Below are 22,584 nucleotides of genomic sequence, written 5' to 3'. Positions count from 1 at the left end.
TCACAGCTCGACGACGCTGACCGCACACCCGGCCCGTGCTGAGCACGTCGTCGAGTTGTCAGCAGGCGGGTCGCGCCGCGATGACGGTGCGTGCCACAGCCGAACGCAAGGTGCCGGAGACTTCGCACAGCCAGGTGACGGTGGGAGCCACGTCCTTCCCCTTCACCCTTCCTTCCGAGTCGGCCACGACGGCGATCGTCGACAGGAAGAACCGGATGGAGCGCAGCCACGCACCTGCCTCGTCCCTGGACCGCAGACGCACGACGCCGCCGGTCTCGGGCAAGGTGGACGACATGAGCTGCAGCGAACCTCGCGCACTCAGCAGGCACTGCTCCTCGCCCACCGCGAGCACCCAGTCCGGCTCGTCTTCCCCCAGCTCGTTCTCGAGGATCGCCAGGATCCGCGGGTCCTCGGTCACCGCGGCCGGCACGCGCACCTCACGGCCCGCTACCACCGCGATCACCGTGTGGGAGGCGGTGCGGTGTTCGACGAGGATGAGCAACCCGATGACGTAGCTCTGGAGAACGTCGATCTCGCTCCTGCTGAGAACACCGACGTAACCGGACTCCCCGCACCGTTCCCAGCAGATCATCGAACACCTTCCGAAGAGCGAGCCGAAAGCTTTCTGGCCAAGTAGGACTTCTCGGCGCAGTGCCGCGGCCGTCTCGCCGGGAAGAGGCCCGAAGTCGTGCCCGCGCGGCCACCGCGAAGCTGCTGTCCGGAAAGGACGATGTTCTGGTCTCCGTGCTCGTGGGGTGAGACGAACGCACTTCGGTGTCAGATGTCGGGGTACCAGGAGCAGGTGCGATGACAGCCGAGGAGCGATCGGGCTCGTATGGTCGGTGTGGGTGACATCGCAACCGGACCATGCGCATCCGCGGCCGGAATTCCTTGTCATCGGTCCGGTGTGGCGTCGGCTGGAATGAATCCCTGCGCTGATCCGTGTATCCGGCCGTTCACGAGGAGCGCGACAAACCGCGGGCCGGCATGTTCGCGTCCGCGGATGTCATTCCAGGACAGCAAGCTTGCCTCGGGGCGGACGTCTGTCAACCCGGCCTTGTCGAAGAGTGTCTCCGAAGGCAAGAGGTATGGCACTTGCGGGCATCCACCGGTTCGAAGCAGTCGATCTTCGAACCGTTCGGCGCGGGGGATCGTGTGTCGCCAGAAGCAAATCAGGGGAGGATTCCATGGAGTACATGCATGCCGTGACGCAACGTGGCACGGCCTCTTCGGTCTCGGCGGTCGACTCCGAAGAACTGACCATTCAGGACGTGTTGAACGGGAGGGCGACCTTTGACGAATACCACTCCTCGAAGGATGAACACCTCTCCCCGGAGGAGAGGTGAGGTCCGGGTTGCCGGGTGCGTCGTCCGACGACCGTGCCGGATCGCGATGCGTTGATCGTCCTGCCGGGCAGCAAGGCGTGGACGATCCGTTGCCGGTGGTGGGGAAAGAGGTGATCGACGAGCCTGGGGCGACTGGGAGGTGGCTGCTCGTTCGGAGCGCGCTGACGTGCGGGCGGTGCACACCGCCCAGCGTGGAAATCCACAGTGGATGTGGAACATCGCCACTGCCGGCGTCCGAGAACCGTGTGCCACCGAGTCGGCACCCGCTGCGGGCAGAGGTGCAGACTATCCGGTCAAAAGGTGCCCACAGGTCATGAAGCCGTGTCGTACCCGTGCCGACGACAGGTAGTCGTTCCTTGTGACGAACGAACAAGGGATCGGCCGCAGGCGCCTGCTCAAGATGTTCGGCCTGGGTGCGACGGCCACCACGGCGGACGTGCTGATGGCGGACCCCGTCCTCGCGGCGACTCTGGGGTATGACGAGCGCGCCGGCGTCTCGGCCTCGTCCTACCAGCCGCCGCGCGGTCTGGCCAAGAGCAGTCCGGCCAAGGACACGGCACTGGCCTGGATCAACGCGAACCGCTCGGTGGTCACCGGTCTGAACGACCGGGTCTGGCAGCTGGCGGAGCTGTCGCTGCGCGAGTGGAACTCCGCCCTGGCCACCGCGGACCTGCTGCGTGCCAACGGGTTCACCATCGAGTGGGGATCCGCCGGGTTCCCCGCGGCGTTCGTGGCCACGTACGGGTCAGGTGGGCCGGTGGTCGGGTTCAACGCCGAGTACGACGCTCTGCCCAACCTGTCCCAGAAGACGGGCGTCGCCCGGCATGACCCGCTGGTCTACAACTACGACGCTTACGGTCCTACCTACGGCCCAGGCCACGGCGACGCCCACAACGCTTTGGGAGCGGGTTCCACCGCGGCCGCGATCGCGGTGGCGCAGGCGATCCGATCGCATCGCCTGAAGGCGACCGTGAAGTTGTTCGGGTCGACGGGGGAGGAGCAGCTCGTAGGCAAGGCGTACGCGGTGAAGGCCGGTGTTTACGACGGCCTGGACGCCTTCCTCGACTGGCACCCCTTCACCACGACCACGCCCTTCTGGAACACGACGAGCGCACTGATGTCCGCCACCTTCACGTTCCTCGGTGCCTCAGGGCATGGTGGCGTGCCGTTGGGCAACCGCAGCGGTCTCGACGGCGCACTGCTGATGGCGACGATGTCGGAGTACCTGCGGGAGAAGAACGTCGCCCCTTCCGGGCGTTTCCACTACTCGATCATCAACGGAGGAGGCGCGCCCAACGTCACCCCGGACATGTGCTCCATCTGGTACTTCGTCCGCGAAGGCAGCCCTGAGCGCGCGAAGGTGCTGTACGACAAGATCGTGGAGTGCGCGAAGGCCGCCGCACAGGCCAGCCAAACCCGCCTGGTGCACCGCTTCCACTCCGGCACGTGGAACCTCCTCGCCAACAAGCGGGGCGCGGAACTGTTGTACGACAACATGCTCACGATCGGTCCGCCGGTGTTCACCGCCGAGGACCAGGCGCTGGCCAAAGCACTGCAGAAGTCGCTGGGCAGACCGGAAAGCGGTTTGCCGAGTGCGATCGCACCGCTGACGCCGCCCGCCGCCGGCTACACGGGCGGACTCGCCACCGACACCGCCGACGTCAGCTGGCAGACGCCGACAGCGGTGCTGCTGGCGACCACGTTCCCGCCGAACCTCCCCAACCACAACTGGAGCGTCACGGCGACCGCGGCGACGAACATCGCTCATGAGGGCCTGCTCGCCGCCGCTCGCTACCTGGCGGCGGGAGCGGTCGACCTGATCACGCAGCCCGCGCTGCTCGACGGGATGAAGCAGGAGTTCTTGGAGCGCAAGGAAGGCGTGACCTGGGCGAGCCTGATCCCGGACGGCCTCCAGCCGCCCCTGTACCAGCCGCCTGCCGACTTCCTGGCCAAGACGGGCCAGCACTGGCCACCTGCCGGTGTCACCTGGCCCGTGCCTCAGATCGTGGCAGCGGAGCAGCTCGGCACCACCGGACCGCCGATGCCGCCGGTGACGTGATTCGGATTTCGAGCGAGCAACTCGGCAGGCCCTCCGCCTCTGTCCCTCGAGGACAGCTGTCAGATCACGTCTCGGCGTGCCAACCTCCCGCACTGTGGAAGAAGCGGTCCGAGTCCAAGTCGTCAGTGATCACATGGTGTTCGTCCCGGCGGCGCGAGCCCCCGCCGCGGCGATGAGGTCGAGGTTTCCGCTGCGCAACTCCACGATCAACCGAAGACTTCCCCGGTACGTCATCGCGGCGGCCACCTCGTCAACGGCCCGAACGCTGTCCGCGAACCACTGGTGATCGAGTCGATCTTCCGCGAGAACGCTCTCGAACTTCGCGAACGCACTTCTCGCCAGTGCCTCGTTGGGGCGTTCGGGCAGCGTGGAGATGTGGTGTCTGAGAAGCAGTGAGTGAAAGCCGTTGAGTGCTTCTCGCTGTACCGTCAGTGCTCGATCGGTCTCGTCGGCCAGGTACAGCAAGCGGGCCAGCAGGAAGCTGTCCTGGACGAACTGCTCTTCGAGGTAGTAGGGGAACTGCGCCCAGTCGGCACCGGTCTTCTCCAGAGCCAGCTTCAGCGACAGCTCGCGCATTTCGGCTGCCTTGCGGTAGTCGGCCAGACCTTCGTGAGCCACCGCCAGGTGGTCGATGGTGTTGAACATCCTCATCGTCGAGCCGGATTCGTAGTCCGACTCCAGCGCTCCGCGGAGGGTCTCGACCACCTCGCTGTACCGCCCGGTCCTGCTGTACGCGTAGGCGATGAGGTCCCGCAGTTCGCCTTTCTGCGTCTGAGAAGCCGTGCCTCGGAACAGCTCGCGCGCTTGTTCGGCTTGTTCGAGTGCTGCGTCGACCCGATCGGTGTGGACGAGCCACTTGGCGATCTGCACGCGTGTGTAGCCCTCGGCTTGGCGGTCACCACATGTCCTGAAGGCTTGGACGGCGGTTTCGAGATGTGCTTCGGCCGTCTTCGTGTCGCCGAGCATCGCCGCGGCGCGAGCCAGGCAGCGGTGCGTGTAGCCGACCCCCAGGTGGTCGCCGGCCCGCGTCGCCCCGGCCAAGGCCACCTCGTTGATCGCTGTCATCTCTTTCCACAGAAGCGCTTCGTCGATGTAGTAGCGCATGTACCAGGCGAGTTGCCAGGAGCTCGACTCGACGCCCCACGTGTCGGCGAGGTCGAAGAGGGAGAGCAACGTGCTGTGCTCCGTCGCGAACATCCTGGAGGCGGACGGGAGATCGCCGACGGTGTGCGCGGTCACCCCTGGCGCGATCTGGGGGAGCTCCGGCAGGTCGTCAGTCGGCACCAGTTGCAGCGACGCGCTTCGCGTGAGGATGAGGTAGTGGTGCAGCAGGCGGTGGCATGCTGCACGCTGTTCGTCGGTGTCGACGGTTTCTGCCAGAACCTCCGCCGCGTACTCCCTCAGCAGGTCGTGCCAGCTGAAGCGGTGGGGCTGGTCCTCGTTGATCAGGCACAGCGTGCTCAGCTCGCGCAGCACCGCCCTGGCACGGGGCACTGGGACTCCGGTCAAGCTCGCCACCGCGGGAGTGGTCGTCCAGCTCAGCGGCACCAGCGCGAGCAGCGCGAACGTCCGCGCGGCTGCCGGGCTCAGCGCGCGGTAGGACCACGACAGCACCGAGCGCACATCGCTGTGCGGATCATCCGTGGCCAGGAAGTCCAGGCCGGGTTGGACGTCGTCGGTGAGCTGGGACGCGATGTCGGACAGCCTGAACTCGGGGTTGCTCGCGATCCGGGCGCTCGCGACGGCCAGAGCGAGCGGAAGGCGCGCGCACGCGCCGGCGATCGCCCGCACTGCCGAGGGTTCTCGTTGTACGCGCTGCCGGCCGAGACGGTGCGTCATCAACGCCACGGCTTCGTCCATGTCGAGCAGTCCGATCCTGACGGAGTGCGCTCCGGTCGATGCGACCAGCGAGGTCAGCTCCCTCCTGGTGGTGATCACCACCAGGCAACCGGGTGCCGCTGGGAGCAGGGGTGTCACCTGCTGGCTGTCCCTCGCGTTGTCCAGCACCAGGAGCGCGCGTCGTCCTGCCAGGACGCCGCGGTACATCGCGATCAGGCCATCGAGGTCGGAGGGCCTGTTCGCGGTGGACGGATCCAGTGCGTCGAGCAGCTTTCGCAGCACCTCGGCCGGTTCGCGGGCGGCGCCTTCGCCCTCGAAGCCGCGCAGGTTCACGAAGAACTGACCGTCCGGGAACGATGACGCGACCTGGTTGGCCCACTGGACCACGAACGTGGTCTTGCCGACCCCCGCGGTTCCGTGCACCACGACCGTCCTCGGGGCCGTCGCGTCGCCCAGAACCGAGCTCAGCTCGTCCAGCTCGGCTTCCCGCCCGGTGAACACCGCCAGCGACGCCGGCATCAGCGCTGGACGCGCCGACGGCACAGCGTGGTCGGCCGAAGCACCGGTATCGGATGACAGCGCCGGATCCGCGCGCAGCACCCTCGTGTGCAACTCGCGGAGCGCGGGACTCGGATCGACGCCGAGCTCCTCGCGCAACGTGGTGCGCAGCCTCTCGTACACGGTGAGTGCCTCGCTCGGCCTTCCCCCGTGGCACAACGCGCGCATCAGCAGTTCGTGCACGCGCTCCCGCAAGGGTTCCGCTTCCGCGACCGCCATCAGCTGGTCCAGGACGTCGACCCGTCCGCCCAACGCCAGCTGTTGCTCGGACATCAGCTCTACAGTCCGCACAGCGAGCTGACCGAGCCGACGGCGCTCCGTCTCAGCCCACTCGCCGGAGACCCCCCGCAGCGGTTCGTCCTTCAACTCGTCCATGGCCGCGTGCAACAGCACGACCGCTTGCCGGATGTCGTGGGTGGACACAGCCGTCTCCGCGGCGCGGACCGAACCGAGAAACCGGCTGAGGTCCAGCTGGTTGTCCGCGAGCACCAGCTGGTAACCGCTTCCGTCCGATCGAAGCACGGTCCGATCCGGGCGTGTGTCGTCGTCCAGGAGCTTGCGCAGCCGGTAGACGTACGTGCGCACGGTTCCCCTGGCCGTGGGGGGAGCGTCATCACCCCAGATCGCGCGGATGATCTCGGAAGCCTGGACCGGCCTTCCCTCCGCCAGCAGGAGGACGGCCAGGGTGAGCCGTTGCTGCGGCGACCCGAGGTCCAGCTCGGCGTCGTCTCGCCAGGCGCGGACCACCCCGAACACGGTGAACACCAGACCTGGCCGGAAAGCAGTGACCTCATCGGTGGAACGTCGGGCAAGGGGCCACATGCGTGCGATCGTAATGTGCGCGAAAAGCGTCGGCGAGGCGGAGCCGTCAACGGAAGAGGCCCAGGTGCGCCAGGCCGGTGCCTCGTCATTCCGACGGGAGAACCTCCTCCCTGACCTTGCGCTGGACGTAGTCGTCCATCGTCTTGCCGCCTGCTTTCCAGGTCGTCTCGGAGACGCCGCCGGACGGGTAGGCGAGGTTCCGCGCCGAGGAGTTGACGAGTCCACGGGCCGCGCCGGTGGCACCGCCCTGCAGAGCACGCTTCCAGATGGAGTCCGGTGACCCCTTGCCTTCACCCACGTCCACGGCTGCCTTTCCCGCGCCGCCCGCCGTTCCCTTTGGCGATTTCAACAGCGTCGCCGCTTCGACTTTCCCTCAGGCCGGACCTCCTCGCTGACGCACACGCTTCCGCCACGCAGCGGAAGCGGCCGCCTGGGAGTCAGACCCGGACGAGCTGGGCCAATGCGGTCTGACCCTGCTGTGCGGGACTCGCAATGGGGCGCTGCGCCCGGAAGTCAACACCCTGGTCCCTTCCAGGGGCGGGAAGTGCCCTGAACACGGCGCGTCCGCACATCGTGGTTCGTGTCGAACCGGGACCTCGGCAGAATGATCGACGTTGAGTCGTCGGATCCGGCGTTGACGCGGTGGGAGCGAACGACCTGGGACCGTTCGGTCACCTGGGCGTGGCGCTGATCCCTCTCGCGAACACGAAGAAGTAGTGGTAGCGGCACGACAAGATGTTGCCGCAGGCAAGGAGCGGGTCGGTGTTCCCCAATGCGAGGCTTCGCGCCCTGGTCACCGATCCGTGGTTCACCAAGGTGATCACCGCGCTGATCGTGGTCAACGCGCTCGTGCTCGGAGCGGAGACGTCACCGGAGCTGGTCGCTTCGTTCGGCCCTGTGCTGCACGTGGTCGACCGCGTGGCGCTGGTGGTGTTCGTCGTGGAGTTGATCCTCCGGTTCTGGGCGTACGGCACGAGCTTCTTCCGCGATCCGTGGAACTGGTTCGACACCGTGGTCGTCGCCATCACCCTGGTGCCCGCGGGGTCGGGTGCGTTCTCGGTGATGCGAGCGCTGAGGGTCATCCGGGTGCTGCGGCTCGTGTCCGTGGTGCCCAGCATGCGGCGCGTCGTGGCGGCGTTGCTGAGCGCGTTGCCCGGCATGGCTTCCATCACCGCGCTGCTCACGCTGGTGCTGTACGTGTCGGGGATCATCGCCACGAAGCTCTTCAGCGAGGTGGCGCCGAAGCACTTCGGGGACCTCGGCGACTCGCTGTTCACGCTGTTCCAGGTGATGACGGGTGACGCCTGGTCCGACGTCTCGCGCGCGGTGATGGAGCAACAGCCCTACGCGTGGGTGTTCTTCATCGGGTTCCTCGTCGTCACGTCCTTCACGGTGCTGAACCTGTTCATCGCCGTCGCGGTGAGTGCGATGGAGAACCAGGTGAGCGAAGAGCGCGAGGAGCGCGACCGCGAGGAGATGGAAGTGTCGATGGACGTCCTCGCCGAGATCCGCGTCCTCCGGGCGGAGTTGCAGGCCATGCGCGAGACGGCGGTCCGCTGAGGCCGCACAGGCCGCGCGTGCGCGTGCGATCTTCCAGGAGGTAGGTCCGCGCGCAGCCGAAGGCACGGTCCTGATGAACATCGCCCACGCGAAGATGAGGTCGGGGCGGTACCGGGAGGCGATCAGCGTCATCAAGAGCATCTCCGGCTTCGAGGACGCCGACACCCCGGTCTCCCAGATCGCCTTCCAGCTGGACGTGCTGAGCGACGCTCACGAGCGCCTCGGCGAGTACGACGAGTCAGTCGCCGTTCACGAGCGGGAGATCACGGTCCTGCGCGAGCAGGAGATCTTCGGTGGTGCCCACGCCGCCTTCCTCGACGAGACGATCAGCCTGTCGATGTTCACCCTCGCGCGGTCTCTCTTCCTCGCCGGTCGGCACGATCGCGCGGCTTCGGTTCAGCGGGACGCCTTCCTGCGGTTGCGTTCCTTCCTCGCGGCGCCGAAGTCCGGAAGCGACTTCTGGGCGCTGGAGAGCGGTCGTCTGGACCAGCTCCTGTGTTCCATCGACGTCCTGCTGGCCGACGGCCTGCCGGACGCGACGTGGTTCATGGAGGGCATCAGGGTCTTCGACGCCGTCACCACGGCGGCGCGCAGTCTTGACCACACGTAGGAACTCCGATGCGTACAGGTGTCCGCCGAGTGCGGGGGCTGCGGGGTCGGGGATCCTGCCGGGCGCGTCGATCGCCGTGGTGGGTCACCAACTGCACAGCAGGAGACGTGCCGTTGGTCATCATGTTGGTGGTGACGGTGATCTGGATCAGGCCCGGCTGCGCGTGGCCGCCGTACCGGTCCCGCCCGGCGGCGAAGAGCTTCGCGGCACCGATGCGGACGACGAGACGTGAGCTGGCCGCGGTGCTGGCGGGTGGGTGCTGGTGATCAACCTCGGTGGGCAGCTCGGCGTGGAGTTGCCGGGTGACGCCCCCTTGGCTCGGACGCACCGGATGGTCGTGCGGCGGCGGCCCCGTGGTGGGCGCCGGGGTGTGAGGCCAGGCGCCCGTGGCGGGTCCGGTCAGCTCTCGGTGGGTTCCAGCACGATCAGCGGCACCTCGCGGTTGCCGGCTTCGGCGGCGCGGGCGCGGAAGTCGGCGAAGAACGGGTAGAGCTCGTCGGTGTAGGCCAGCCAGCTCTCGCGCTCCGCGCCTTCGGTCACCCTGGCGGTCATCAGCCGGCGATCGGGACCGTCCTGCAGCTGCACCGTCGGGTGCGCCACGAGGTTGTGGAACCAGCCCGGGTTGCGGGCCTGGCCGCCGGCGGCCGCGCCGATGGCGTAGACGCCGTCGCGCTCGATGCGCATCAGGGCGACCTTGCGCAGCTTGCCCGAACGGGCGCCACGCATGGTCACCACGACCACCGGGCCACCTCCCATCGTCGCGCCTTCGCGGCCGTCGGTGCGCTCGTACAGCTCGACCTGGTCGCGGGTCGTCGCGTCGGCGCTGGGGACGTACTCGCCGTCGAGCAGATCCTTCGTCATCGCGGAGAACTTCCTTTCGTTGAGGCGTTGTCAAGCGTCGCCGGTCTCAGCCGGTCACCCGGATCACGGTCTTCCCGATGGTCCGGCCGCTCTCGGCGAGGGTGTGCGCCGTCTTCATGGTCTCGGCGGTCAGGCCGTCCAGCGTGGTGGTGACGATCGGGCGCAGCCGGCCCGCCGCGACGTCGTCCGCCGCCCTGGCGAGGATCCGGCCCTGGCTGGCGACGTCGCCGCCGGCCACGATCTTGCTGAACACCATTTCGCTGTGCAGGGACAACGACTTGTCCGTGAGCGCGCCCAGGTCGAGGGGACCGGCGAGGTCGATGGGGGCCAGGTGGCCGAAGGGGCGCAGCACCTCGACGATCGCCGCCAGGTGGCTGCTGGTGCCCGAGGTCGAGAACACCAGGTCGACGTGATCGACCCCCGCCGCGCGCAGCTGTCCGGCCAGGTCGCCGCGGTGGTCGACGACCAGGTCGGCGCCCATCGCCGTCGCCCACTTCCGCGACTCGGGCCGCGAGGCCGTGCTGATCACGAAGGCCGGTGTCCTGGCCTTGAGCAGTTGCGTGGCCATCGACCCGACGCCGCCCGCTCCGCCGAGGACGAGCACGCGGCCGACACCGGGCGGCAGGACGTCCTGGTCGCGGAACAGTGATTCCCAGGCCGTGAGGACACCGATGGGCAGCGAGGCGGCGTCGGTGAACGCGAGCCGGTCCGGGATCTTGGCCACCACCCGGTGGTCGACCGCGACGCGCTCGGCCCAGCTGCCGTCGCGGGTGAAGTCGCCGGTGCCCATCACCCGGTCCCCGGCCGCGAACCCGGTGGCGGCGGGCCCGGCCGCGGCGACGACCCCGGCGAACTCCCAGCCGAGCACGAGCCGTCCGCCGGGTTCGGCGCTGCGCGTTCGCCGGATCGCGGTCTCGCCCGGGTTGATGCCGATCGCACGGACTTCGACCAGCAGGTCACCGTCGCGTAGCCGAGGTTCGGCGACCTCGGTCAGGGTGATGGCGAACGCGTCGAGCTCGTGCGCTTTCTCGTAGGTGAGCGCTTTCACGGCTTCAGTCCTGCCTCAGGGCGTGCAACGCCGAGAGCGGGCCGCCGATCTGCATCAGGCGGCCGCCGTCGCGCAGCGTCCCGGCGTCGACCGGCGCGAATCCGATGGTGTCGGCGACGGCGTGGAAATCCGCCTTGGCGGCCTCGTCGTCACCGGCGTAGAACAGCAGCTGCCGCCCTTGCGCATGCCGGGGGTCTGCGGCGATGTACCGGGCGTGGAGGGTGTTGAAGGCCTTGACCACGCGCGCGCCCGGCGCACGACCGGCCACGAACTCGCTCGCCGTCTCCACCCCGAGGCCGGTGACGACCGGCTGCGCCGGCTCCAGGTTGTTGGTGGTGTCGACCAGGATGCGGCCGTCCCACTCGGGCAGTCCGGCCAGCGCGTCACCGACCTGCGGCCACCTCACGGCGAGGAAGACCATGTCGGTGGCGGCCGCTTCGGCGGTTGTTCCCGCGCTCGCGAGCGGCCCCAGCCAGGTCACGACGTCGAGCAGGGTGTCCGGGCCGCGGCTGTTGCTGAGCGTCACCTCGTGGCCGGCCGCCACGAGGTGACCGGCGATCGCCTGCGCGACCGTCCCGGCGCCGATGGTTCCGAAGTGCATGACCGTCCCTCCAGTCTTCGATGACGTCCGTCATCATAAATTATGATGGTAGGCGTCATCATTGACTGTCAAGCCGGACTCTTCCGTGGACGCCCGGTTTGATGATGGCTATCATCGGAAGTGATCTCGCCAGGAAGGTGGTCGGCGTGCCCCGCATCACGCAGGAGCAGAAGCGGCTCAATCGCGAGAAGATCGTCAACGCGGCCGGCGCGGGATTCCGGCTGCGCGGCATCGACGGCATCGGCATCGAGGAGCTGATGAAGTCGGCCGGCATGACGCACGGCGGTTTCTACAACCACTTCGCCTCGAAGGACGACCTCGCTCTCGAAGTCCTCCACCAGGGCTTCACCGACTCGCTCACGGCGCTCGGCGCCATCCGCGAAGCGCATCCCCGCTCGGCGCGCGCGGCCCTGCACGACATGGTCGACGAGTACGTCAACGCCGAGCACCGCGACCGTCCCGAGATCGGGTGCGCCTCGGCTGCCTTCGTCACCGACGCCAGCCGTCACGGCGCCGCCGCCCAGACCGAGTACCGGCGCGGACTCGACGGCTACTTCGCCGCCATCACGGACATGCTGCTCGACCGCGCACGCCAGTCCGGCACCGAACTCGGTCCCGCCGAGGCCCGCGAGCGCGCGGTGGCGATGTTCAGCCAGATGGTCGGCGCGCTGGTCCTCTCCCGGGCGGTCGCCGACGCCGCCCCCGACCTGTCGGACGAGGTGCTGGCAGTCAACCGGCGGCGGCTCAAGAAGCTGTGACCGCCCGGCGGCCGATGGGTCCCGCGACGTCTCGGTGAGGCAGGAGTCGACGAGAAGCTTCGCGGCGTCCGGCAGTGGACCGTCACGGCACAGGACCACAACCTGGAGTTGTTGCTCCGCGCGCCTCTTCCCGTCTCGTCGGCAAGGCTGCGGGTGAGCGGGTTCATGACGAAGGAGTTGGTCGCGTTCGCCGGCGTCGCCGATACCGCAGGCTTCCGAGTGGCAGGTACAGCAGGCCGCACCTCGAGGCCGGTGGTGCTCTCCGCCGCACGACGGCGCATTCCACATCCGGTCGGGAAGTCGTGAACGCCCGCCCAGGTCGCGACGGCACATGTGGACTGCCGAGCCGGTCACACCCACAGGTACCGCGTTGTGACCATCCGGCCCTTCGCACGCGGTCGCCCTACCGCGATCCGGTGCCCTCGAGGTAGCGCAGGACCGCGGTGACGCGCCGGTCGGTGCGGTTGTCGGGTGCGAGGTCGAGTTTGGCGAAGATGCTGCGGATGTGCTTGTGCACTCCGCCTTCGGTGACGGTGAGCCGTTCGGCGATGGCGGTGTTGCCGAGGCCTTCGGCCATGAGCGCGAGCACGTCCCGCTCCCGGGGGCTCAGCCGGCTGAGCGCATTGGTGTGCGGGTTGCGGGCCAGCAACTGGCCGACCACGTCGGGGTCCACGGCGGTGCCACCGCTCGCCACGCGGTGAAGGGCGCCCAGGAACTCGTCGACCCGCCCCACCCGCTCCTTCAACAGGTAGCCGAGCCGGTTGGCGCCGCCGGAGAGCAGTTCGGTGGCGAAGGTCTGTTCCACGTAGGCCGACAGCACGAGCACCGCGAGTCCTGGCCGCCGGCGGCGTGCCTCGACGGCGGCCAGAATTCCCTCGTCGGTGTGGGTGGGTGGCATCCGGACGTCGACGATGGCGACGTCCGGCTCGTGCTCGGCCACCGCTGCCAGGAACGATCCCGGGGTGTCCGCGGTGGCCACCACGTCGAGCGACTCGGCGCGCAGCAGCAACGCCAGACCCTCGCGCAGCAGCGGGTCGTCCTCGGCGATCACGATCCGCACGGCAGCCCCACTCGCATCGTCGTCGGCCCACCGGCCGGGCTGTCCAGGGTGAATCGCCCGTCGTACGCCTCGATCCGCCGGCGGATGCCGGTCAGCCCCGACCCGCGGCGCTCGTCCGCGCCACCCCGGCCGTCGTCGGCGATCCGCAGCAGCAGCCTGTCGTCCTTCCTGGACACCTCCACCACGGCGCTCGCGGCGCCGCTGTGCTTGGTCACGTTGGACAGGCCCTCGGCCACCACGAAGTACGCGGTGGCCTCGACGGAGGCGGCGCACCGGCCGGGGACGTCCACCGTCATCTCGCACGGCACTCCGCAGCTGCTCGCGAGGCCGGCCAGCGCGCCGGCGAGCCCGCGGTCGGCCAGCACCGGGGGCAGGATGCCGCGTGCCACGGCACGCAGCTCGGAGAGCGCCTGTTCGGCGGCGTCCTGCGCTCGGTCCAGTGCGGCGTGGGCCGCGGCGGGATTCCGGTCCACGGCCCGCCGCACGGCACCAAGCAGCACGTTCACCGCTACCAGCCGGTTCTGCGTGCCGTCGTGCAGTGACCGCTCGATGCGGCGCAGCTCTCACTCTCGTGTTCGTCGGCGCTGTCCCGGCTTCCCCCGCGGAGCCGCGCCGCGATGCGTTCCAGCAGGGCATGGACAAGCTCGTAGGTGTCGACCGGCACCCCGGAGCGCTGGGTGCTGTCCGGGACCGGAGTGGCCGGACCCGCCACTACACGGCCGGGGTCGGTGACTCGCGCACCGGCGACGAGGTGCCGGCGAACGGCAGGATCCGGATCGGCAGCGCGAGCAAGATGTTCGCCTCCGTGGTCGTGCTGCAGCTCGCCGGAGAGGGCAAGGTCGACCTCGACGCGTCGATCGAGAAGTACCTGCCGGGTCTGGTGCGGGCCAAGGGCGTGGACGCCACCAGGATCACGGTCCGCCAGCTGCTCCGGCACGACAGCGGCCTGCCCGACTACACCCGCCCGATGTTCGAGCCCTCGCGCGACTTCTTCCCGTACCGGCACGTCTACCTCGAACCCCGAGAACTGCTCGACCTGGCGAACGGCCAGAAGGACGGCGGGCCCGCCGGCGGCGGGTGGTCCTACAGCAACACGAACTACGTCCTGGCGGGACTGATTGCCCAACGGGTCACCGGACGCCCGTTCAACGAACTCGTGACCTCCGGGGTCATCGAGCGGATCGGTCTGCGCGACACGTATGCGCCCGAGGTCGGCGAACAGGACATCCGCGGCCGGCACCCCAAGGGCTACCAGCGCAACCACGCGACCGGCGAGCTGGTCGACTTCACGCGAATGGACCCGAGCTGGGGCTGGGCGGCCGGCCAGCTGATCTCCACGCCCCACGACCTCAACACCTTCCTGAGTGCGCTGCTGGGCGGAAAACTGCTCGATCCGGCGCATCTGGCCCAGATGCGCACCACCATCCCGACGCGTCCGGGATCGCGGACCGGCTACGGACTCGGTGTGTTCAGCCTGCCGCTGAGCTGCGGAGGAGTCGCATGGGGTCACGGCGGCGACATCCCGGGCTACTCGACCGTCAGCGCGGCCACCGACGACGGCCGCGCGGTGACCTTCACGGTCACCTCGCTCAACGGGTCGGTCAAGGACGAGTCCGTCGGCGAGGACCGCGACGCGCTCTTCGACGCCGCGCTGTGCTCGTAGTGACCGCCGAGGTAGTGCTGGCTGTACCGGAAGTCTTGCAGCAGAAGGGATCGCGCGGGCACCCCGGCGGCGGCGAAACTGTGCGTGTCAGTGCAAAAGTCCACTTTGGAGAGTGTGTTTTGTCGAGAGGTCTGAATCGTCCGGCCGGAAGCACCACGGGCACAGCGCGTCGGCGCCGTGGTGTGGTCGCCGCGGCCTTGGCGGCGGTAGCGGTTGCCGGTCTCGCGGCGACCACGGTCGCTTCGGCGGGGGAGTCGGCGGAGAGGTCGAGGCCGCATCACGACAAGGCGCTGCAGGCCGGCCTGGAAGCCCTGGTGAAGGACGGATCGCTGCCGGGCGCGCTGATGTCGGTGCGCAGCCCGGACGGGCGGGTGACGAACTACACCGCCGGGGTGGGGGACATCCGGACCAGGTCGAAGGTGCCGACGGACGGCTACGTCCGGATCGCCAGCAGCACCAAGATGTTCACCGCGGTGGCGGTCCTGCAGCTGGCCGGCGACGGCAAGCTCTCCCTGGACGACACGGTGGAGAAGCACCTGCCCGGTGTGGTGCGGGGTACCGGTGCCGGTGCGGGCATCGACGGCCGGAACATCACGATCAGGCAGCTGCTGAACCACACCAGCGGCATGACCCGCGAAATGCCCCTCATGCCCCAGGGAATCCTGCCGATCAGGGACAGGTACTTCGAGGCCAGGGAGCTGCTGGACGCCGCGTTGACCCAGGCCCCCACGTTCGCCCCCGGTCAGGACCGGGTGTGGGAGTACAGCAACGCCGGGTACGTCCTGCTCGGCCTGGTGGCGCAGAAGGTCGCGGGACGTCCGTTCGCCGAGGTGGTCACGGACCGGATCATCAACCGCGCCGGGCTGGAGGAGACGTACTACCCGGGGCCGGGCGACCGCGACGTCCGCTCGCCGCACGCGCGGGGCTACCTGCCGGCCAGGAACGACAAGGGCGAGGTGATCCCCGGTGAGATGGTCGACATCACCCGGTTCGACCCGTCCATCGCCGGTGCCGCGGGCCAGATGATCGCCACCCCGAGCGACCTCAACAAGTTCCTGGTCGCCCTGCAGGACGGCCGGCTGCTCCAGCCCCGTCAGCTGGCGGAGATGCGCCAGGCGATCGAGGCACCCGGCTTCCCCGCGGGATGGCGCTACGGCCTGGGCACCATCGAGATGAAGCTGAGCTGTGGAGTCACGGCGTACGGCCATGGCGGCGACACCGACGGCTACCAGACCCGCGCCGCGATCACCCCGGACGGCAGGGCGGTCACCGTCGCCGTGACCAACGACGAAGCCGGCCGTGCCGAGGTCCTCGACTTCTTCGACAAGGCGCTGTGCGCCAAGAAGTAGAAGTCGTCCCACGTGAACATCCTACCGGCCGGTGCACTGGACAGCCACCACACCGGCCGGTGGGACTTCGCCGGAGCGCGAACCGGTGTCGACGCGGATCCCCGTGCTCACCGGCTCGAGCCGGCGATGGTCCGATCCGCCCTGCCAGTCGTCACCCGGCCCGGACGCGAGTGGGCGGACGCGGGCGAACATCTCCACGTCGCACCTCCGCCCACCGAGCACCTGCCAGCCGCGCAGCCCGGTCAGGGCCTCGCGGGCCACTCCTCGGCCCGCGGCCTCCGCCAGCACACCGAGGTCGTTCTCCCGCCACGGCCGCAGTACGAACCGTTCGGTCGTCACCTCGAGGTGTGCCAAGTCGACAGCCTGCACCTTGCCCGCCTCCCCACCGCCTCGCGGGCGGTGTGCCGCGGTTCAGGGAACGAGCACGATCTTGCCGAAGGCGGCACCGGACTCGAGCCTGTCATGCGCGTGCGCCGCGGCCGCGAGAGGGAACGTTCCGTCGACCGGACTGGCGATGGTTTTGCCGGCGACGAGTTCCAGGAGCTTTTCCATGCGTGCGCGGAGCTCTGCACGGCTGATCGAGGAGAGGCTGAGCATGAGCAGGGTCGGGGATGCCGTGAACCGGCCGAGCAGGGTCGAGCCGAAGTCCGGCGTGGGGAAACCCGCCGCTCCTCCGCACAGCACGTACCGGCCGTTGGGAGCCAGCTTCTCCAGGAAGCGGTCGAACTCCGGGCCGCCGACCGGGTCGATGATGATGTCGTGTTCCTCATACGCCTGAGCGACGGCAAGACGGTTCACGACAGTCGGCACCCCCAGCGCTGCCAGCCGTTCACCGCGAGAAGCGGAGCTGGTCACCGCCGTCACGGTGGCGCCGAGGTGGATGCCCAGCAGGACCGCCATGAGCCCGACTCCGCCACCGGCACCACGAACCAGAGCCTTGTCCGCCGCGCGCACCCCGGCACGTTCGAGCGACGTCCAAGCGGTCAGCGCGTTGAACCCGAGCGCGACCGCTTCCGCTGCACCGACCTGGTCGGGAAGAGCGACGACAGCCTCGACGTCTGCCGCGACCAGTTCGGCGTAGCCACCACCGGTCCTGTCCAGCATCGCGTGGACGCGCCGGCCGACCCACGCGTCGTCGACGTCCTCACCGGTCCCGACGACGACACCGGCCACCTCGATGCCCGGCACGAGGCCCGGGGAGGGGGAACCGCCGAACTCACCTCGACGCGACATGACGTCGACGTGTCCCACCCCGGCCGCCTGGACTTCGACCAGCACCTCTCCCGGTCGCGGCCGGGGATCGGGGAGATCGGTGAGGACGAGGTTCTCAGCGCCTCCGAACGCTTTCAGGACAACGGCCTTCATGATCGGTGTTTCTCCTCGGTAAGGCTGGGTCCGAATGGATCGCGACTTCACCGTATGAGGCTTCAGCTGGCACACACCATGCGTGTACGCGCCGAATTCATGCGCGATCGTGCCTATGCTTTCCGGCGTGGACGTCTTCAGTGATGTGATCGGCAGCATCCGGGCCGGGCGGCCGGCGTTCTGCCGCACTTCCGGCAGCGGCGCCTGGGGACGGAGCTTCGACGACTTCACCGGCGCCGGCTTCCACGTGCTGCTGCGCGGAGCGTGCTGGCTCCTGCTGCCCGGCCGCACACCGTTGGCGCTCAGTCCGGGCGACGTGGTGCTCCTCCCGCACGGCACCCGGCACGGGTTGAGCGAGCGACCGGATCGGCCACTGGCGGATCTGCCCCGCGAGACAAGCCTCCCCTCGGGAGCCGTCTTGCGGCCGGAAGTGCCGATCGACCCCGCGGTGGCGCACGCGGACATGGTGTGCGGTGCTTATGAGCTGGTACTTCGACCGCTGCACCCGTTCCTGCGGGCGCTGCCGGACGTCGTCCACGTACCTGCGCGGGCAGGACGGCACCCGGCGTTGCGTGCTGCGGTCGACCTCCTGGCCGCCGACGTGGCGGACGCGCTCCCCGGCGCTGACGCGGCGGTGCCCGCGCTCATCGACCTGGTGGTGATCTACGCGCTCCGCGCGTGGTTGCAGGACGAGGCCGAACGCGCGGCCGGCGCCGCCGGCTGGTGGGCCGCCCTGGCCGATCCCGCGATCGCCGAGGCACTCCAGCACGTGCACCGGGAATTCAGTCGCAAGTGGACAGTGCAGGAGCTCGGTGAGGCGGTCGGCCTCTCCCGGACCGCGTTCACCCGCAGGTTCACCTCCATGGTCGGACAGCCCCCGCTGGTCTACCTGACGAACTGGAGGCTGGGCAGGGCCGCCCAGCTGTTGCGGGAGACCGATGATCCCCTCGCCCTCGTCGCGCGTCAGGTCGGTTACGGGTCCGAGTTCGCCTTCGCCAACGCCTTTCGCAGAGCGTTCGGCGTGTCCCCCGGACGGTTCCGGCGTGTTCCATGATCGAGCCGCGAGGCGCGGCGCGGTCCGTGGACGCGGGCAACCCGGTCGCACCGCAGTTCGGCCGGGCGTTGCAGCCGCCCCGCACAGCTGACCGCGGCAGGCCCGGTCCGCGGCCGCGAGGGCGTGCAGCAGGTGCCGTGGCGGTGGCCGGCGGTGTGTTCCTCGTCGGTCATCCGGCTCCGGGCGTGGTTCAGCGACCAGCCGGCCCGCCGCGACAGCGCCGACCACTCGCGGACGTGCCGGCGACGATCTCGGCAACGGGGCGGTGAGCTGGCCGAACGTGGGGAGGACGCCGGTGAGCAGCCCCGCCGGCCGCGGTGAGCGGGTGATGGGCTCGTCGTAGCGGTCGTCGGAGTCGACGTCCTCGTTGTCGTGGCCCCCGGACCGGTGAGTGACGCTCGTCGCTCGCCGTGAATTCGAGTCGTGCTGTGGTCAACGCCTAGGGTGCTGCATGTGTCGTAGCGCGGCCTCGCCTGGATGCACGGGTGCTTCCAGGGGCGCGGTCGCCGCCCAGGACAATTGCTCCCGACCGTTCAGCTCCAGGAGGATTGTTGATCCACAAGTTCTCGGTTCGCTCCGCGGGTGTCGCGGAGCCCGACATCCGCGAGCTCGGCCGATCGTGGGAGCTCGACGACCTAGAGGTGTGGCGCGACTACTACGTCGAGTTCGAGGGCGCGCCGGAGCCCGCCGCGCTGACCGCCGTGGCGCAGGTGCTCGGTGACCAGCTCGACGTCGAGGTCTCGGTGGACCAGCCGCTCGAGCCCGGCGCCGTGCAGGTCGCCTACAAGCGCGGCGTCGTCGACAACGAGAGCGACTCGATCATCACCGTGTGCGCCCTGCTCGGTGTCAGGGCGCGCGCGGGCAAGGTCGCGACCAGCTACAGGTCCGCTTCGCCGCGGCTGCGCGACCTCGTCGTCGCCACCCGGTTCAACGCGACGATCGAAGAGCTGCACGACGAGGAACCGCACTACGACACCCTCGTGCCGCAGGGGCACTACGAGTCGGCCGCGAAGTTCGACCTGCGCGGTCTCGACGACGCGGCGCTCGCCGAGCTCGGCACCGCCGGTGGCCGCAACCTCTCGCTCGCCCAGATGAAGCACGTGCAGCACGTCCAGGTGACGCTCGGCGACGAGCACGTCACCGACGTCCTGCTGGAGGCCCTGGACGCGCGCTGGAGCGACCACTGCGCCCACACGACCTGGAAGTCGCTGGGCAGCCTGCTCGGCAGGCTGGTGCAGGCCGCGAAGGACGTCGACAACCCGAACGTGCTGAGCATGTTCCACGACAACGCGGGCGTCTGGGACTTCTACGAGGGCCACGCCATCGCGATCAAGGCCGAGACGCACAACGGCCCGTCGGCGATCTCCGGCTACTTCGGCCAGCTCACGAAGCTCGGCGGCGTGCTGCGCGACATCCTCGGCACGGGTCTGTCCGCCGACCCGATCGGCAGCTTCGAGTACACGGCGGTCGGCGAGCCCGAGGCGCCCGCGCCGATCAAGGGCCGTCCGGACGCGCGCAGGCTCGCCGGCGAGACGATCCGCGCGATCAAGGAGTACGGCAACACCTTCGGCGTGCCGATGATGTCGTCGCGCATGACGTTCCACCCGGCGTACCGCGCCAAGCCGTTCGCGCTCGGCGGCAGCATCGGCCTGCTGCCGGTGTCGGCGGCGCAGCGCGGCACCCCGAAGCCCGGCGACTTCGTCGTGCTCATCGGCGGCCTGACCGGCAACGAGGGCATCCACGGCGCGTCCGCGAGCTCCGCCGGCGCCACGATGGACACCGCGGCCGTGCAGATCGGCGCGCCGCTGGAGCAGGTCAAGTTCCGCAAGGCGCTGATCGAGCTGCGCGAGGAGGGCTGCCTGAGCGCGCTGACCGACGTCGGTGGCGCGGGCCTGAACAGCGCCGTCGGTGAGATCGGCGAGGCGTGCGGCGTGTGGATCAACACCGCGCTGGTGCCGCTGAAGACCGCGGCCCTGCCGATGTGGCGGATCCTGCTGTCGGAGTCGCAGGAACGGATGCTGCTCGCCGTGCCGCCGGAGCACCAGGAGCGGGCGAAGAAGATCCTCGACAAGCACATGGTGCGCTCGACGGTCATCGGCCGGTTCGCGGACACGGGTCGCTACCACGTGTTCCACGCCCCGGACCTGACCGAGGAGGCCCTCATCGCCTCCGCGCCGGACGCCGTTCCCGCCCACCGGGGCGAGACCGGCTTCGACGTGGCCTACGACCTGCTCGACCTCGAGGTCGAACGGGTCGAGGTCGGCCCGCCGCCGCGCCCGGCGGGCGTTCCCGAGTGGCCGGAACTCGCGCCCACGCAGCTCGCCGGGCTGCTGGAGGAGGTCGTCGCCGACGCCGAGGTGGCCTCGCAGCACTACGCCGACTCGCAGTACGACTCCACGGTCCAGGGCAACACCTGGTACGGCCCGCACTACGGCACCGTGCACTCGGTGCGGACGGCCTACTGGGCGGGCACGCCGGTCGCGGGATCGCCCGCCGCCGCCGTGCTGAACACCGCGTTCAACCCGTGGATGTTCGACGCCGACCCGGTCGCCGCCACGCGCCAGATGTTCTGCTCGGCCATCGCGGGCCAGGTGCTCGCGGGTGTCGAGGTGAAGGACATCTGCATGTGCGACAACTTCTACACCCCGCACCTGTCGCCGCACTGGCGCGAGTGGCTCGTCGGCATGGTCGACGAGCTGGCCGGCCTGGTCCGCCACTTCGGCGTGCCGCTGATCTCGGGCAAGGACTCCTCGGCCGGCTCGGTGCAGACCGACGAGGGCCTGGTCAGCGTTCCGCCCGCGGTGTTCCTGTCCGCTCTCGGCAAGGTCCCGCACACCGACCGGCTGCTGCGCGAGCAGTGGACCACGCCGGGCAACGTGCTCGTGCGCGTCGGCCTGGAGACCCCGTCCCCGGTCGGCACGGTCGCCGCGCGCAAGCTCAGCCTGCCCGCCGGCGCCCTCGACGACCTCGACCTCCCCGCCGTCGACAGCTACCTGACCGCGCTCGCCGCGAGCAGGAACCTGCTGCGCAGCGGTGCCCGCATCGGCGCCGGCGGCGTCGCGGCCACGCTCGCCCAGGGCGTGCTGGCCAGCGGCATCGGCGTGAAGCTGGAGTCGGGGACCACCGAGTCGCTCTTCGCCGAGCACCGCGTCGGTGCCGTCGTCGAGGTCGCCCCCGACGACGTCGCCGCCCTGCCCGCCGAGCTCTCGCCGGTCGTCCTCGGCACGCTCGACGGCACGCTGGAGGGCACCGGGATCGTGCTCGAAGGCATCGACCTGTTCGCCCCGGCCGCGCGCGACGGCTGGCTCAACTCGTTCACGGCGAGGATCGCATGAAGCCGACCGTCAACGTCCTGTACCTGCCCGGCACCAACTGCCAGGAGGAGACCGTCCGAGCGTTCGCCGAGGTGGGTGCGGAGCCGCGGCTGCGGTTCGCGGCCGACCTGCTGGCGGGCACCGAGCGGCTCGACGACGCCGACATCCTCTGCATCCCCGGAGGGTTCTCGTTCGGCGACCACCTGGGCGGTGGCGCCGTCGCGTCGGTGCTGCTGCGCAGCCACCTCGCGGACCAGTTCGAGGCGTGCCGCACGCGTCCGCTGATCGGCATCTGCAACGGGTTCCAGATCGCGGTGCGCGGCGGCTGCTTCGGCAAGGTGGGCCTGAAGGTCAACAGCGCCGGCACGTTCCGCAACGAGGAGAACCAGCGGCACGTCGTCGACGGCGACAACGACAGCCCGTGGCTCACCGGCCTCGGCGGTCAGACGCTGACCTTCCCGTGCGCGCACGGTGAGGGCCGGTTCGACCCGGGCAGCGAGACCTCCGGCTACCGCGTCGCGCTGCGGTACGAGAAGGACTCGAACCCCGACGGGTCGTTCGAGGACATCGCGGGGGTCACGAGCGCCGACGGGCTCGCGTTCGGGCTCATGGACCACCCCGAGCGGGCGGTCGGCCGCGAGGTGCGCCTGGCGTTCTTCGAGAACGGCGTGCGCGCGGTCAAGTAGTGGTCGCTGGTGCCGGCCCCACCGCGCAAGC

21 protein-coding genes are annotated in these 22,584 nt (G+C 69.5%); 11 read left to right on the top strand and 10 right to left on the bottom strand.

The annotated features are described in order from the left end of the window. Positions 1-58: 58 nt before the first annotated feature. On the bottom strand, positions 59-592 hold the full coding sequence (locus BLQ91_RS42830) for a DUF2017 family protein (RefSeq protein WP_245733736.1): 534 nt from the start codon (positions 590-592) through the stop codon (positions 59-61). A 595-nt stretch (positions 593-1,187) separates the two neighbouring features. Between BLQ91_RS42830 and BLQ91_RS41545 the strand changes: the two genes are divergently transcribed. Together BLQ91_RS41545 and BLQ91_RS22240 are read left to right on the top strand one after the other, a co-directional pair. Further along, positions 1,188-1,346, top strand: a complete 159-nt coding sequence (locus tag BLQ91_RS41545; RefSeq protein WP_176959895.1) for a hypothetical protein — start codon at positions 1,188-1,190, stop codon at positions 1,344-1,346. Positions 1,347-1,704: 358 nt separating this feature from the next. After that, the gene (locus tag BLQ91_RS22240; RefSeq protein ID WP_218130367.1) at positions 1,705-3,405 is read left to right on the top strand and encodes a peptidase dimerization domain-containing protein; all 1,701 of its coding nucleotides are present in this window, start codon (positions 1,705-1,707) and stop codon (positions 3,403-3,405) included. Positions 3,406-3,534: 129 nt separating this feature from the next. Here BLQ91_RS22240 and BLQ91_RS22235 read toward each other — a convergent pair whose 3' ends face one another. Next, entirely contained in the window at positions 3,535-6,624 is a 3,090-nt protein-coding gene (locus BLQ91_RS22235; protein WP_090099381.1) for an AfsR/SARP family transcriptional regulator, read from the bottom strand. An 85-nt stretch (positions 6,625-6,709) separates the two neighbouring features. Next, on the bottom strand, positions 6,710-6,922 hold the full coding sequence (locus tag BLQ91_RS22230) for a hypothetical protein (RefSeq protein WP_176959894.1): 213 nt from the start codon (positions 6,920-6,922) through the stop codon (positions 6,710-6,712). Between the two features lie 464 nt (positions 6,923-7,386). On the opposite strand from BLQ91_RS22230, the gene BLQ91_RS22225 reads away from it, so the two are divergent. The 3 genes from BLQ91_RS22225 to BLQ91_RS42160 all read left to right on the top strand — a co-directional run bounded on the left by BLQ91_RS22225 (position 7,387) and on the right by BLQ91_RS42160 (position 9,060). Further along, on the top strand, positions 7,387-8,184 hold the full coding sequence (locus BLQ91_RS22225) for an ion transporter (RefSeq protein WP_245733735.1): 798 nt from the start codon (positions 7,387-7,389) through the stop codon (positions 8,182-8,184). A 73-nt stretch (positions 8,185-8,257) separates the two neighbouring features. Next, on the top strand, positions 8,258-8,794 hold the full coding sequence (locus BLQ91_RS22220; protein ID WP_090099375.1) for a tetratricopeptide repeat protein: 537 nt from the start codon (positions 8,258-8,260) through the stop codon (positions 8,792-8,794). Positions 8,795-8,907: 113 nt separating this feature from the next. Further along, positions 8,908-9,060 carry a hypothetical protein gene (locus BLQ91_RS42160; RefSeq protein WP_218130366.1) on the top strand — a complete coding sequence of 51 codons (153 nt, stop codon included), beginning with the start codon at positions 8,908-8,910 and terminating at the stop codon, positions 9,058-9,060. 133 nt (positions 9,061-9,193) lie between these two features. Here BLQ91_RS42160 and BLQ91_RS22215 read toward each other — a convergent pair whose 3' ends face one another. The 3 genes from BLQ91_RS22215 to BLQ91_RS22205 are packed head-to-tail and all read right to left on the bottom strand — an operon-like array spanning position 9,194 to position 11,304. After that, a complete protein-coding gene (locus BLQ91_RS22215; protein WP_090099373.1) occupies positions 9,194-9,655 on the bottom strand; it encodes a nitroreductase/quinone reductase family protein in 462 nt (153 codons plus the stop codon). Positions 9,656-9,701: 46 nt separating this feature from the next. Beyond that, the gene (locus BLQ91_RS22210) at positions 9,702-10,703 is read right to left on the bottom strand and encodes a zinc-binding alcohol dehydrogenase family protein (RefSeq protein WP_090099370.1); all 1,002 of its coding nucleotides are present in this window, start codon (positions 10,701-10,703) and stop codon (positions 9,702-9,704) included. 4 nt (positions 10,704-10,707) lie between these two features. Continuing rightward, positions 10,708-11,304, bottom strand: a complete 597-nt coding sequence (locus BLQ91_RS22205) for an NADPH-dependent F420 reductase (protein ID WP_090099368.1) — start codon at positions 11,302-11,304, stop codon at positions 10,708-10,710. 146 nt (positions 11,305-11,450) lie between these two features. On the opposite strand from BLQ91_RS22205, the gene BLQ91_RS22200 reads away from it, so the two are divergent. Next, positions 11,451-12,062 (top strand): TetR/AcrR family transcriptional regulator, encoded by a 612-nt coding sequence (locus BLQ91_RS22200; protein ID WP_245733734.1) that lies wholly within the window; start codon positions 11,451-11,453, stop codon positions 12,060-12,062. A 403-nt stretch (positions 12,063-12,465) separates the two neighbouring features. On the opposite strand, the gene BLQ91_RS22195 is transcribed toward BLQ91_RS22200, so the two are convergent. Further along, positions 12,466-13,122, bottom strand: a complete 657-nt coding sequence (locus BLQ91_RS22195) for a response regulator (protein WP_090099364.1) — start codon at positions 13,120-13,122, stop codon at positions 12,466-12,468. Then, positions 13,110-13,628 (bottom strand): sensor histidine kinase, encoded by a 519-nt coding sequence (locus tag BLQ91_RS22190; protein WP_245733733.1) that lies wholly within the window; start codon positions 13,626-13,628, stop codon positions 13,110-13,112. The genes BLQ91_RS22195 and BLQ91_RS22190 overlap by 13 nt, the downstream gene beginning before the upstream one ends. Positions 13,629-13,756: 128 nt before the next feature. On the opposite strand from BLQ91_RS22190, the gene BLQ91_RS22185 reads away from it, so the two are divergent. Both BLQ91_RS22185 and BLQ91_RS22180 read left to right on the top strand, forming a co-directional pair. Then, positions 13,757-14,785: a serine hydrolase domain-containing protein gene (locus BLQ91_RS22185; RefSeq protein WP_090099586.1), complete on the top strand. Its 1,029-nt coding sequence runs from the start codon at positions 13,757-13,759 to the stop codon at positions 14,783-14,785. 197 nt (positions 14,786-14,982) lie between these two features. Further along, positions 14,983-16,134 carry a serine hydrolase domain-containing protein gene (locus tag BLQ91_RS22180; protein WP_218130365.1) on the top strand — a complete coding sequence of 384 codons (1,152 nt, stop codon included), beginning with the start codon at positions 14,983-14,985 and terminating at the stop codon, positions 16,132-16,134. Positions 16,135-16,155: 21 nt separating this feature from the next. On the opposite strand, the gene BLQ91_RS22175 is transcribed toward BLQ91_RS22180, so the two are convergent. Together BLQ91_RS22175 and BLQ91_RS22170 are read right to left on the bottom strand one after the other, a co-directional pair. After that, positions 16,156-16,503 carry a hypothetical protein gene (locus BLQ91_RS22175; RefSeq protein ID WP_176959893.1) on the bottom strand — a complete coding sequence of 116 codons (348 nt, stop codon included), beginning with the start codon at positions 16,501-16,503 and terminating at the stop codon, positions 16,156-16,158. 42 nt (positions 16,504-16,545) lie between these two features. Then, positions 16,546-17,658, bottom strand: coding sequence for a quinone oxidoreductase family protein (locus tag BLQ91_RS22170; RefSeq protein ID WP_090099356.1), 1,113 nt, complete (start codon positions 17,656-17,658; stop codon positions 16,546-16,548). Here BLQ91_RS22170 and BLQ91_RS22165 point away from each other — a divergent pair. The 3 genes from BLQ91_RS22165 (at position 17,627) to BLQ91_RS22155 (ending at position 22,553) form a co-directional block, all read left to right on the top strand. Next, positions 17,627-18,553: an AraC family transcriptional regulator gene (locus BLQ91_RS22165; protein WP_090099354.1), complete on the top strand. Its 927-nt coding sequence runs from the start codon at positions 17,627-17,629 to the stop codon at positions 18,551-18,553. The two genes, BLQ91_RS22170 and BLQ91_RS22165, sit on opposite strands and share 32 nt — an antisense overlap. Before the next feature lie 551 nt (positions 18,554-19,104). Beyond that, positions 19,105-21,888: an AIR synthase-related protein gene (locus tag BLQ91_RS22160; RefSeq protein ID WP_143022757.1), complete on the top strand. Its 2,784-nt coding sequence runs from the start codon at positions 19,105-19,107 to the stop codon at positions 21,886-21,888. After that, a complete protein-coding gene (locus BLQ91_RS22155; RefSeq protein ID WP_090099349.1) occupies positions 21,885-22,553 on the top strand; it encodes a phosphoribosylformylglycinamidine synthase subunit PurQ in 669 nt (222 codons plus the stop codon). Before BLQ91_RS22160 ends, BLQ91_RS22155 begins: the two co-directional genes overlap by 4 nt. Positions 22,554-22,584 lie beyond the last annotated feature (31 nt).

Origin of the sequence: Lentzea jiangxiensis (assembly GCF_900104175.1) — a bacterium.
Lineage (GTDB): Bacteria > Actinomycetota > Actinomycetes > Mycobacteriales > Pseudonocardiaceae > Lentzea > Lentzea jiangxiensis.
This window is presented reverse-complemented; position numbering and strand designations above follow the sequence as displayed.

Bases quoted from the DNA above. Each gene is read 5' to 3' on its own strand.
- BLQ91_RS42830 (WP_245733736.1), bottom strand. From the start codon at position 592: ATGATCTGCTGGGAACGGTGCGGGGAGTCCGGTTACGTCGGTGTTCTC.
- BLQ91_RS41545 (WP_176959895.1), top strand. From the start codon at position 1,188: ATGGAGTACATGCATGCCGTGACGCAACGTGGCACGGCCTCTTCGGTC.
- BLQ91_RS22235 (WP_090099381.1), bottom strand. From the start codon at position 6,624: ATGTGGCCCCTTGCCCGACGTTCCACCGATGAGGTCACTGCTTTCCGG.
- BLQ91_RS22220 (WP_090099375.1), top strand. From the start codon at position 8,258: ATGAACATCGCCCACGCGAAGATGAGGTCGGGGCGGTACCGGGAGGCG.
- BLQ91_RS22215 (WP_090099373.1), bottom strand. From the start codon at position 9,655: ATGACGAAGGATCTGCTCGACGGCGAGTACGTCCCCAGCGCCGACGCG.
- BLQ91_RS22205 (WP_090099368.1), bottom strand. From the start codon at position 11,304: ATGCACTTCGGAACCATCGGCGCCGGGACGGTCGCGCAGGCGATCGCC.
- BLQ91_RS22185 (WP_090099586.1), top strand. From the start codon at position 13,757: ATGGACAAGCTCGTAGGTGTCGACCGGCACCCCGGAGCGCTGGGTGCT.
- BLQ91_RS22170 (WP_090099356.1), bottom strand. From the start codon at position 17,658: ATGCTGCCGATCACATCACTGAAGACGTCCACGCCGGAAAGCATAGGC.
- BLQ91_RS22155 (WP_090099349.1), top strand. From the start codon at position 21,885: ATGAAGCCGACCGTCAACGTCCTGTACCTGCCCGGCACCAACTGCCAG.